General features: G+C 61.3%; 11 protein-coding genes. 3 read left to right on the top strand and 8 right to left on the bottom strand.

What is annotated here, in order from left to right; translation table 11 throughout:
- Window positions 1–52: 52 nt before the first annotated feature.
- The 8 genes from AAGF34_RS20680 to AAGF34_RS20645 all read right to left on the bottom strand — a co-directional run bounded on the left by AAGF34_RS20680 (window position 53) and on the right by AAGF34_RS20645 (window position 8845).
- On the bottom strand, window positions 53–1264 hold the full coding sequence (locus AAGF34_RS20680; RefSeq protein ID WP_342617592.1) for an ABC transporter substrate-binding protein: 1212 nt from the start codon (window positions 1262–1264) through the stop codon (window positions 53–55).
- Between the two features lie 61 nt (window positions 1265–1325).
- On the bottom strand, window positions 1326–2294 hold the full coding sequence (locus AAGF34_RS20675) for an ABC transporter permease (protein WP_342617591.1): 969 nt from the start codon (window positions 2292–2294) through the stop codon (window positions 1326–1328).
- Window positions 2287–3399, bottom strand: coding sequence for an ABC transporter permease (locus tag AAGF34_RS20670; RefSeq protein ID WP_342617590.1), 1113 nt, complete (start codon window positions 3397–3399; stop codon window positions 2287–2289). Before AAGF34_RS20670 ends, AAGF34_RS20675 begins: the two co-directional genes overlap by 8 nt.
- Complete coding sequence (locus tag AAGF34_RS20665; protein WP_342617589.1) at window positions 3396–4931, bottom strand: ABC transporter ATP-binding protein; 1536 nt, start codon at window positions 4929–4931, stop codon at window positions 3396–3398. The genes AAGF34_RS20670 and AAGF34_RS20665 overlap by 4 nt, the downstream gene beginning before the upstream one ends.
- Window positions 4932–4987: 56 nt before the next feature.
- A complete protein-coding gene (locus AAGF34_RS20660) occupies window positions 4988–5968 on the bottom strand; it encodes a BMP family ABC transporter substrate-binding protein (protein WP_342617588.1) in 981 nt (326 codons plus the stop codon).
- A gap of 61 nt (window positions 5969–6029) precedes the next feature.
- Window positions 6030–6968 carry a nucleoside hydrolase gene (locus AAGF34_RS20655; protein ID WP_342617587.1) on the bottom strand — a complete coding sequence of 313 codons (939 nt, stop codon included), beginning with the start codon at window positions 6966–6968 and terminating at the stop codon, window positions 6030–6032.
- A 15-nt stretch (window positions 6969–6983) separates the two neighbouring features.
- Window positions 6984–7904 carry a pseudouridine-5'-phosphate glycosidase gene (locus tag AAGF34_RS20650; RefSeq protein ID WP_342617586.1) on the bottom strand — a complete coding sequence of 307 codons (921 nt, stop codon included), beginning with the start codon at window positions 7902–7904 and terminating at the stop codon, window positions 6984–6986.
- Window positions 7901–8845, bottom strand: a complete 945-nt coding sequence (locus AAGF34_RS20645; RefSeq protein WP_342617585.1) for a carbohydrate kinase family protein — start codon at window positions 8843–8845, stop codon at window positions 7901–7903. The genes AAGF34_RS20650 and AAGF34_RS20645 overlap by 4 nt, the downstream gene beginning before the upstream one ends.
- A gap of 51 nt (window positions 8846–8896) precedes the next feature.
- Here AAGF34_RS20645 and AAGF34_RS20640 point away from each other — a divergent pair, with 51 nt between their 5' ends.
- The 3 genes from AAGF34_RS20640 to AAGF34_RS20630 are packed head-to-tail and all read left to right on the top strand — an operon-like array spanning window position 8897 to window position 11684.
- A complete protein-coding gene (locus tag AAGF34_RS20640; protein ID WP_342617584.1) occupies window positions 8897–9832 on the top strand; it encodes a ribokinase in 936 nt (311 codons plus the stop codon).
- A gap of 5 nt (window positions 9833–9837) precedes the next feature.
- Window positions 9838–10830, top strand: coding sequence for a nucleoside hydrolase (locus AAGF34_RS20635; protein ID WP_342617583.1), 993 nt, complete (start codon window positions 9838–9840; stop codon window positions 10828–10830).
- Window positions 10831–10841: 11 nt separating this feature from the next.
- Window positions 10842–11684 (top strand): 2OG-Fe(II) oxygenase family protein, encoded by an 843-nt coding sequence (locus AAGF34_RS20630; protein WP_342617582.1) that lies wholly within the window; start codon window positions 10842–10844, stop codon window positions 11682–11684.
- Window positions 11685–11732: the final 48 nt, after the last annotated feature.

Here is an 11732-nt window from a genome sequence, read left to right as displayed (position 1 = left end):
CCTGTTGCGCCCCACCAGTTGGCAGTCCTGGGCGGCCCTTTTCTCTAATGGGCTACTGCATCGCAGCCGCCGGTCTGTGCGCCTTCACATACGCATCAGTGGGTTGATAGTCCTTCCCATCGGCATAGCGCCACTGCGCCATGGTGCCCTTGCCGCCACGCAGATCCAGCTTGCCAACATAGGCGCCCATAGTGGATTGCTGGTCGATGGCGCGGAATTCCACCGGACCAAAGGGCGTGGTGAATTTCAGGCCCCGCATGGCGGCGACCAGCTTTTCGTTGTCCACACTCTTGGCCTTGCGTATGGCTGCAAAGATGGCTTGCATGGTGGAATAGCCCACGACCGAACCCATCTTGGGGTTTTCGTTGTACTTCTTGTAATAGTTGGATGCGAAGGATGCGTGGTCGCGGGTGTCGATCTGGTCCCATGGGTAGCCAGTGACGATCCAGCCCTTGGGTGTCTCATCCTTGAGGACGTCCAGGTATTCCGGTTCACCCGAGAGCAAAGACACGACTGGCGTCTTGGGGAACACATTGCGCTGATTGCCCTCGCGTACCAGTTTGGCCAGATCGGCCCCAAAGGTCACGTTGAAGATGGCATCGGGCTTGGCTTGGGCAATGGCCTGCAGCGTGCTGCCGGCATCCAGCTTGCCCAATACCGGCCACTGCTCGGCTACAAACTCCACGTCGGGACGCTTGGTCTTGAGCTGTTCACGGAACGTGGCCACTGCGCTTTGGCCGTATTCGTAATTGGGCGCAATGGTGGCCCAGCGCTTGGCGGGCATCTTGGCGGCCTCCTCCACCAGCATGGCGGCCTGCATATAGGTGCTGGGGCGCAGACGGAAGGTGTAGCGATTGCCCTTGTCCCAGACCATGGCGTCGGTCAGGGGTTCACTGCCCACGTACAGGCGCTTGTTGCGCAGCGCGTGGTCGGCAAGAGCCAGTCCCACGTTGGAGAGGTAACCACCTGCCAGCACATCCACCTTTTCACTGCTGGTGAGCTCGATGGCATGGCGAATCGCCTCCTCGGGCTTGCCGCCATCGTCACGCGATACCACTTCGACCTTGCGACCCAGCAGCCCGCCTGCGGCATTGACTTCTTCCACCGCCAGCTGCCAGCCCTGTCGATAGGGCCCGGTGAACTGCGGAATGCTGGAGTAGCTGTTGATCTCGCCGATCTTGATGGGCGCGGACTGGGCCTGCACGGATGCACTGCCAACCAGCAGGGTGAACAACAGGGAACTCGCAACGACTTGTATTTTCATGAATCCTCCAGAGCACCAACCCCACCATCTACATGACGGCAGTCAATTGAGAGCCCGCTATCTATCGCTCTTTCAGGTAAGGACGACCCAATGCTTGGGGTGCCACCGCCTTGCCAATAAACCCAGCCAGCAACACTACCGTCAGCACATAGGGCAAGGCCTGTATGAACTGCACCGGCACTTCACCCACCACAGGCAAGGGCACGCCCTGCATGCGAATGGCCGCCGCATCCAGAAAACCAAAGAGCAGGCAAGCCCACAATGCGCCGACCGGACGCCAACGACCAAAGATCAGCGCCGCCAGCGCCATGAAGCCGCGCCCGGCGGTCATGTTCTGGGAAAAGTTGGCACTCTGTGCCAGCACCAGATAGCTGCCAGCCAATCCACACAACATGCCGTTGAGTGTGAGTGCGGTGTAGCGAAGGCGCTTCACCGAAACTCCTGCTGCGTCCACCATCTGCGGGTTCTCACCCACGGCGCGCAGACGCAAACCAAAGCGAGTGCGGAACAGCAGCCACCAGACGGCCGGTACCAGCGCATAGGTGAAATACACCAGGGCGCTGTGCGTAAGCAGCCCTTCGCCCAAAACACGCCCGATATAGGGAATAAAGCCCAGCCAGGTGCCAGCGTCCGGAAACAGTGGCTGGATGCGTACGCTGGTGGCCACGGGCGGCGTCTGCCCACCTTGCGCAAACCAGGCAATGCCCAGCACCACGGTCAGGCCCACGGCAATGATGTTGATGGCCACACCCGAAACCACCTGGTCGCCCCGGTAACTCACACAGGCCAGCCCATGCATCCACGACAACAGCACGGCAACCGCCATGGCGGCGAGCAAGGCAATCGACGTGGAGCCAAATACGGCGCCGGCGGCACCCGCCGCAAAGGCGGCGAACAGCATCTTGCCTTCCAGACCAATATCGACCACGCCGGAACGTTCGGAAAAAAGACCCGCCAGAGCGCACAGAATCAGCGGAGTGGACAGACGCAAGGTAGACGCCAGCATGGCGCCCAGGGAAACTTCATCCATGCCGGGCTCCCGCGGGAAGCAGGCGCAATGCCACGCCCACAAGGGGTGCAATGACATAGGTCATGGCGCCAGAGAACAGCACGATGAAGCCCTGCAGCATCACCACCATGTCTCGACTGAAGCCCGGCACATCAAAGGACACTTCCGCTCCTCCCTGAAAAAGCGCTCCGAACAAAACGCTCGCAAAAACAATGCCTATCGGATGGTTGCGCCCCATCAGCGCCACTGCGATGCCGGTAAAGCCGGCTCCGCTGACAAACTCCAGAATCAATTTGCCACTGACACCGGCAATCTCGTTCATGCCAACCATGCCCGCCAGTGCGCCCGATATGGACATGGCTATCAGCGTCTGGTGTTTGGAGTTGATGCCGGCGTACTCAGCCGCACTGGGACTGGAGCCCACGGCGCGCAGCCGATATCCCGGACGGCTACGCCACATGAAAAGGTACACGCCCACACAAGCCAGCAGGGCCAACACCAGACTCAGGTTCAGCGGTGAGGCAGGCCAATCCACCCCGACCCAGGACATGGCCCGCTGCATGCTGGGCAGGATGGCGGAATCGGCAAAAGCCTTGCTTTCGATCGCCATGGTGCCCTTGGGGCGCAGGTGGTTCACCAGCAGGTACACCAGGATGGAGCTGGCGATGAAGTTGAACATGATGGTGGTAATCACCACGTGGCTACCACGGTAGGCCTGCAAATACGCAGGAATGGCAGCCCAGACCAGCCCGAACAAAACGCCTGCCAGCAGCATGATGGGCAGCATCGCCCACATGGGAAGACTGTGTGACAAATACAGTGCTGCCAGGCCGGTGCCCAAGCCCCCCATCACCGCCTGCCCTTCCCCGCCGATATTGAAGAGGCCGCCGTGAAATGCCACGGCAACTGCCAGCCCGGTAAAGATAAAGGTGGTGGCGTAGTACATGGTGTAGCTCAGTCCGCGCAGCGTGCCGAAGGCACCTTGTACCAAGGCACCCATGACTTCGGTAGGGCTTTGCCCGACCAGACTCACCACGCCTGCCGCCACCAACAACGCCACCAACAGACACACCGCGGGCAGCAGAACCAGATCGGCCCACCGTGGCAAGGGAACACTTGCACTCATTCTTGGAAACCTCCGGTCATCAGCAGGCCCAGACCCGCCTCGGTGCAATCGGCAATCGCGAGTTCACCGGCAATACGACCCTGGTTCATCACGATGACACGGTCTGCCAATGCCAATATTTCGTCCAGCTCGCTGGACACCACCAGCACGGCACAACCGGCATCGCGCATGGCGCGCAAGCGGCCATAGATGAACTCAATGGCACCGATGTCCACGCCGCGCGTGGGCTGGCCGACCAGCAGAATCTTGGGCGCCTGGCCCAACTCCCGCGCCAGCACCAGCTTTTGCTGGTTGCCTCCGGAGAACTTGCTGGACAAAAGTGCCGGATTGCGCGGGCGCACGTCGAAACGCTCCATCATCTCTGCGGTGGCTTGGCGCATGCGGCCATGGGCCATCCAGGGGCCGTCACTGTAGGCACTCAGGTTTTCATAGCCCAGCACAGCCGACTCCCAGGCAGCGAAATCCATCACCAGGGCGCGCGCATGCCTATCCTCTGGCACGTGGGCCACGCCCAAGCTGCGTGCGGTCTGCGGGTCCAACCAGTGTTGCGGCGAAAAGCGGTGCACACCCAGCTTCAACTCCCCACGCGTAGGCGTGAGCAGACCGCTGAGCACATCCAGCAGCTCGCTCTGGCCGTTGCCCGAAACGCCGGCAATACCCACAATCTCTCCCGCGCGCAACTGCAGATCGATGCCAGACAGCCGCAACACCTGCAAGGCATCGCGCACCTCCACCTGGCGAACATCCAGCAACACCTGACCAGACTGGCGGGTGTCGCCGTTCACGCGCCCCATATTCACTTTGCGGCCCACCATGGACTCCGCCAAGCCTTCGATGGAGGCTTCTGCAATGGGGAGCTCCTGCACCACCTGTCCGTTGCGCATCACGGTGACGACATCGCACAGGCCCATCACTTCCTTGAGCTTGTGCGTGATCAGGATGATGGTGGTGCCCTGGTCGCGCAGTCCCCGCAACACGTCAAACAGTTGCAGGGTTTCCTGCGGTGTCAGTACGGCCGTGGGTTCGTCCAGGATCAGCACCTTGGCGCCGCGGTACAGGGCCTTGAGAATTTCCAGCCGCTGCCGGTCTCCCACCGCCAGATCAGCGACCAGCGTATCGAGTTTGACGTGCAGTCCGGTGGACTGCATGAGCGCATCGAGCTTGCCGCGTACAGTCGCCGTGGCGCGCTGAAGCAGCCAGTGGGGCTCGGCCCCCAGCATGACGTTTTCCAGCGCCGTCAGGGTATCGACCAGCATGAAGTGCTGGTGCACCATACCAATGCCCAGGGCAATGGCGTCGTCCGCGTTGTGGATGTCCGCCTCTTGACCAAATACCGAGATGGCCCCCGCTTCTGCACGGTAAAAGCCGTAGAGAACCGACATCAAGGTGCTCTTGCCCGCACCGTTCTCGCCCACCAGGCCGTGGACGGTACCTGCGCGCACGGTCAGATGCACATCCACATTGGCTTGCACGGCGCCAAAGCGCTTGTGGATGCCCCGCATGTGCACCGCCAAGGGTGCGGAATCAGTCATTCAGTTCAATTGCCTCAAAGCGTCCCCGGCCAAATGGCCAGGGACGTGGATCAGCTTCAGTACTTGCAAGCGTTGTCGGCCATGTAGTCGGCCACTTTGATCTTGCCGCTGATGATGTCAGCCTTGGCGGCTTCCACCTTCTTCTTCATGTCGGCAGTCACCAGCTTGGCATTGTTCTGGTCCATGGCGTAGTCCACGCCACCCTCCTTCAGGCCCAGCACGGTGAGGCCGGGTTTGAACTCTTTGGACACGTTGTACACAGCCACGTCCACGCGCTTGAGCATGGAGGTCAGCATGGTGCCGGGTTGGAGGTGGTTCTGGTTGCTGTCTACACCGATGGCCAGCTTGCCGCTGTCCTTGGCGGCCTGGTACACACCGGTACCGGTGGCACCAGCAGCTGCGAACACCACGTCGGAACCCTTGGCAAACTGGGCCTTGGCCAGTTCACCGCCACGGGCGGGGTCATTCCAGGCAGCACCCGTGGTGCCGGTCATGTTCTGGAATACTTCGGCCTTGGGGTTGGCGAACTTGGCGCCCTGCTCATAGCCGCACTCGAACTTGCGGATCAGGGGAATGTCCATACCACCCACGAAGCTGACCTTGCCGGTCTTGCTGGCCATGGCAGCCATGGCACCGACCAGGAAGCTGCCTTCCTGCTCCTTGAACACGACGGACTGCACATTGGGGGCTTCCACCACCATGTCCACAATGGCGAATTGCAGCTTGGGGAATTCCTTGGCGACCTTCTCCACGGCCGAAGCCTGCGAGAAGCCCACGCTGATGATGGGGCTGGCGCCCTTTTCAGCCATGCGGCGCACGGACTGTTCGCGCTGGGATTCGTTGGTCACTTCGAACTCGAGGTATTTCTTGCCCGTGTCCTTCTTCCACTTTTCCATGCCGTTGTAAGCGGCTTCGTTGAACGATTTGTCGAACTTGCCACCCAGGTCATAGATGATGGCGGGCTCGGCCACGGCAGCAAAGCTTGCGGCCAGCGAGGCGGCGAGTACGCTCAGTTTCAGAATGCTCTTGTGTTGCATGACAAATCTCCGTTGATTGCGGGTTAAAGAAATGATGTTAGCGAAAAAAACTGCGCCACCCTCATAGGGTTTTCAGGCGCGAGGTTAATAAACTGAAAAATCCATCGGCATCCACCATACGCATGACCTTGGCATTGGCCGGCCTGCCACTCACAGCCCACCAGTCAACCACGGTCATGCCCATGGTCAATTCCGAGCCGGTCTCCACCACCACATTGCAGTCACGGCCCTGGAACAGTTCTGGCTGCAGTAAATAGGCAATCACGCAAGGATCGTGCAAGGGGCCGCCATCGCTGCCGTACTTCTGCTCGTCGTAACGCTCAAAAAACTCCAGCAACTCCACGCAGGCTTTGGCTACCGGTGTGCCCAGTGCGCCGATGGCATCCACCCGTTTGCGCGTGGTCAGGACCTGGTGTGTGACGTCCAGTGGCATGAGCACCAGGGGGATGCCACTGCGCAACACCACGTCGGCGGCATGCGGGTCCACATAGATGTTGAATTCAGCCGCCGGAGTGATGTTGCCGCCTTCAAAAAAGCCGCCGCCCATCATCACAATCTGCCGGATGCGTGATGCCACCTCAGGCGCGCGCTGCAGGGCGAGTGCCACATTGGTGAGCGGCCCCAGGGTGCACAGCGTGACTTCTCCTGCAGGCTGGCTCTGCAGCGTCTGCACGATGAAATCCACCGCATGCTGGGCCTGCAGCGGCATGACCGGCTCAGGCAATTCCGGCCCATCCAGTCCGGTGCGACCATGCACGTGTTCAGCCGTCACCAGAGGACGCACCATGGGCCGACTGGCACCGGCATACACAGGCGTGTGCGGTTTGCCTGCCAGTTCGCAGATCTTGCGCGCGTTCTTCTGCGTCAGGGGCAAAGGCACATTGCCCGCAACCGTAGTGATACCCAGCACGTCCAGCTCGGGAGAGGCCAGCGCCAACAGGATGGCCAGCGCATCGTCCTGCCCGGGATCCGTATCGATGATGATTTTTTGCGCAGCCATGCAAAAGCCTCGATTTCAGGCGGCGTTGTAGGCCACGGCAATGGCAGACGCCAGGCGCGCATTGTTCAACACCAACTGAATATTCGAAGCCAAACTGTCTCCACCGGTTATTTCACACACGCGTGCCAGCAAGAAAGGTGTGGACTCCTTGCCTGAAACGCCCTGCTCTTGTGCCTCCCGCAATGCCTGCTCGATCGCCTGATCAATGGCGTCACGCGGCATGGCGAAAGCCTCGGGAATGGGGTTTGCAACAACCATGCCACCCTGCAGGCCCATGGCCCATTTGGCCTTGAGCACGGCGGCAATGTCGGTCGCAGAATCCAGGCGATAGTCCACCTTGAAGGCGCTGTCGCGTGTAAAGAAGGCAGGCAGTGCATCGGTCTGGTAGCCCACCACCGCGACGCCATGCGTCTCCAGGTATTCCAGGGTCAGACGCAAGTCCAGAATCGACTTGGCACCGGCACACACCACGGCAACTGGCGTTTGCGCCAGCTCCTGCAGGTCGGCTGACACATCGAAGCTTTCCTGTGCACCGCGGTGCACGCCGCCAATGCCTCCGGTCGCAAACACGCGGATACCAGCCATGGCAGCAATCACCATGGTGGCAGCCACCGTGGTGGCACCGGTTTTCTTGCTGGCAATGATGAAGGGGATGTCGCGGCGGCTGACTTTGGTGACGGCGTGCCCGGCCTTGCCGAGCTGCTCGATCTCGTCGCGCGACAAGCCGGCCTTGAGGCGGCCGTTCACAATGGCGATGGTGGCGGGCACCGCGCCGTGCTGACGCACCTCGTCTTCCACCTGCAAGGCGGTGGCCACATTTTGCGGATACGGCATGCCATGCGAAATGATGGTGGACTCCAACGCCACTACGGCAGCGCCCCGAGAAAGGGCCTGTTGTACCTCGGGGGCAATGTCCAGATAGGAAGTTTGGGTCATAAAGTATGTTGTTCGAGTCGAGCCTGCACCGCAGCCACGCTGAGCTCCGGCGAATTGGCGAATGTACTTGATAGCGTGAGTTCAGCGCAGGCCATGGCCCAAGCCACCGACCGATCCAGCGGCATGCCCTGCAGGTAGGCATACACCAGACCAGCCAACAAGGCGTCGCCCGCCCCGGTGGCGCTCTGCATTTGGACAGGCTGTGCCGCCCTGCGACCGGTGATGCCGTCTGCATCACACCAGACCACTCCGTTCTCAGCCAGGCTGATGACCACTTGCCGTACACCGCGGGCGTGCAATGCCAGTGCTGCTTCACAGGCCGATTGCGGCGTGGAGATTTCCACACCACTCAAGGCCTGTGCCTCCATCCGATTGGCCTTGAGCGTGTGCAGGTGCGGCAGCACCGGCAGCAACTTATGGCATTTGGCCACGGAAACGGCCTCGGCAAAAATGGCTTGCCGCGGCCAAAGGCTGCAAATGGTTTGCAACACATCGGGGCGCACATTGCAGTCCACCACGATGGCCTGCGCCTGTTCCAGCAGGCTGGCGTGACTGAGTACCAGGTCGGGCGTGAGCTGCTCCAGTATGGCCATGTCGTTCACCGCCACGCCCATGTCGCCGTCCACACCATGCAGGGACACGTAGGTCGCGGTGCGTTGGCCTTGCAGGGTGGCGCAGGCGCGCATGTCCAGGCCAATGGCCTGCGCTGACTGCCGCATCACCAGCGCGAAGGTATCGTCCCCCAGGACGCTGAGCAATCGCGCATCCACCTGCAGCCGACACAGGTTTTCCGCCACATTGCGCGCCACGCCACCAGGACTGCAGGTGACGACGCCCGGATTGGAGTCCGCCGCACGCATGGGCGCATGCGAATGCGCCGATATATCCATATTGGCGCCGCCGATCAGGGCGACATAGGGAGACTTGGCAGACGTGGTCATGGATGGATTAAACGGCACAATACAACGCTTTAAGAACGTAGGAGGCGCGTGATGATACTGGTGGCTGGTTCCGCCAACCTGGACTTTGTCGTTCGGGCTGATCACATCCCCAGCCCGGGGGAAACCGTGCTGGGCCGTGACTTCAAGACTTTTCCCGGAGGCAAGGGCGCCAACCAGGCGGTTGCCTGTGCCCGCGCCGGCGGAGTCGCCACCCACATGCTGCTGGCATTGGGGCAGGATGCATTTGCCGCACCACTGGAAGCGTCACTGCAAGGTGCGGGTGTCAAGCTGTTGACCGTGCGCCGCATCGACGAGCCCACCGGGACGGCTTTCATCTGCGTGGCCAACTCCGGGGAAAACGCCATCACCGTGGCGCCTGGCGCCAACGCCACCTTGCGCCCTGAGCATCTGCCCGCCTTGACTGGCTACACGCACCTGTTGCTGCAGCTGGAAACGCCCATGGACAGCGTCCTGGCCTACGCCCAGGCAGCCCGCAAGGCGGGTGTGACGGTGGTGCTGAACGCGGCCCCGGCGCGGGTACTGCCGCAGGAATTGATTGCCCTTGTGGATGTGCTGCTCGTCAACGAAGGCGAGCTGGCACTGGTCAGCCAGTGCAGCGGCAGTGTGGCCCAGTGCCTGGAGCAATTGCCCGTTCCCACTGTGGTGGTCACCTTGGGTGCGCACGGCTGCGTCGCCCGCCATCAGGGGGCATTGCAACTGCAGGCCTCATTCAAGGTCACCCCGGTAGACACCACGGGCGCGGGGGACACCTTCTGCGGCAGCCTGGCTGCGGCCTTGAGCCAAGGCCAGAGCATGACAGACGCCTTGCGCTACGCCAGCGCCGCCGCAGCACTGGCCTGCACCCGCCTCGGGGCACAATCCAGCATTCCCGAAGCGGCCGAGGTCGCGCAACTTTTGCGAGACCAGCCCGATGTCAACACACCCGACCGCCTGAGCGCCCTGCGTTCCCTATGCGGCATCCACTAAACACCATGCAAAGCAACAAACCGCGCAAAGTCATTTTCGACACCGACCCCGGCGTGGATGACGCCATGGCGCTTTATTACGCGCTGGCGCACCCGGATATCGATGTGGTGGGCATCACCACCACCTTTGGCAACGTGTATGTCGAACAGGCCGCGGCCAATGCGCTGTACCTCACCGCGCTGACCGGTCACGACATTGCCGTGACCCAAGGCGTTGCCAAGCCCTGGTACAAGCACTCCGAGGCACCCCCAGACTCCATTCACGGGGCAGACGGCCTGGGCAATCTGCTGGACCGGCAGGAACACGGCAAGACGCTGGACCCACGCTCATCGGCCCAGTTCATCGTGGACACCGTGCGGGCGCACCCCGGGGAAATTACGCTGGTGGCAGTTGGCCCTCTGGGCAATCTGGCAACGGCCCTGAAGCTGGACCCGGAATTGCCCAAACTGGTGCATGAAGTGATTCTGATGGGAGGAACCGTGCTGGAGCCCGGCAATGTGTCCCCAGTGGCCGAAGCCAACATCTGGAATGACCCGCATGCCGCCGACCTGGTGTTTACCGCTGGCTGGAAACTCACCATGGTCGGACTGGATGTAACCCACCAGGTGATCCTGCCCGTGTCGCTCTTTGAGCGCGTGGCCCAGCACCACCAGCACCCCGCCACCGACACGCTGCTGCACGCGGTCAAGTTCTATGCCGACTTCTACAGTGGTCTGTATCCGCATGTAGCCACCATCCATGGCTGCTTCGGTCACGATGTGCTGGCCTTTGTGCACCTGACCAACCCCGAACTGTTCACCACCGAAACCGGCCGCATCCGGGTCGCCATCGATGGCCTCGCCCAGGGGCAGACCATTTTGCGCCGCAGAAACCTGCATTACCCGCACGGTGGCTGGGGCGCTGACATTCCGCTCAGCCAAGCCTGTATGCGGGTGGACGCCAAGGCCAGCCGCCAGCTGGTGGAAGACACCTTGATGCGCGACTGGCTGACCAAGTAAAGGAGAACCCCATGCATTTACCCGTTGTTGATTTTCTGAGCCCGACGGCCCCACAAGACTTCTGCAAAAGCCTGCACGAGACCGGCTTTGGCGTGCTGAAGAACCATCCACTGGACCAGACGATGGTGCAGGGCATTTACGACGAATGGCTGGCCTTTTTCAAAAGCGATGCCAAGAACCGTTACCCGAACGATCCGGTCAAACACGACGGCTATTTTTCGCCCAAAGTGTCCGAAACCGCCAAGAACCACTCCAAGAAGGACGTGAAGGAGTTCTTCCACATCTACCCATGGGGCCGCTATCCCGCTGAAGTGTCGGACGCAGCGCGCCGCTACCACGCCCAAGGCAGCCAGCTTGCAGCCACCCTGCTGCGCTGGGTGGAGGAGTATTCACCGGAAGAGGTCAAGGCGGGCTACTCCATGCCCCTGCCCCGCATGCTGGAGGGCAGCGACCACACCCTGCTGCGGGTCCTGCACTACCCACCGCTGACCGGAGACGAAGAACCCGGCGCCGTGCGTGCGGCGGCCCATGGCGACATCAACCTGCTGACCATTTTGCCGGCCGCTACCGAACCCGGCCTGCAGGTTATGGATAAGGATGGCCAGTGGCAGGACGTGCCCTGCGACTTCGGCCTGCTCATCGTCAACATCGGCGACATGCTGGAAGAAGCCTCCGGCAAGTACTACCCGTCCACCCTGCACCGGGTGCTCAATCCCACGGGCGAGGCGGCAACCAAGTCGCGCATCTCCCTACCCTTATTTCTGCATCCGCGTCGCGATGTGGTGCTTTCCGAGCGCTATACCGTAGGCAGTTACTTTGATGAGCGCATGCGGGAGCTTCGAGGCACATACTGAAACTGAGGAAGCTTATTCGCAACTCATATATAGGTATAGCCAAAATAT

Origin of the sequence: Rhodoferax sp. GW822-FHT02A01 (genome assembly GCF_038784515.1) — a bacterium.
In the GTDB taxonomy this organism is placed as follows: domain Bacteria; phylum Pseudomonadota; class Gammaproteobacteria; order Burkholderiales; family Burkholderiaceae_C; genus Allorhodoferax.
Note: the sequence above shows the minus strand (reverse complement) of the source record. Positions and strands in the feature narration are given on the sequence as shown.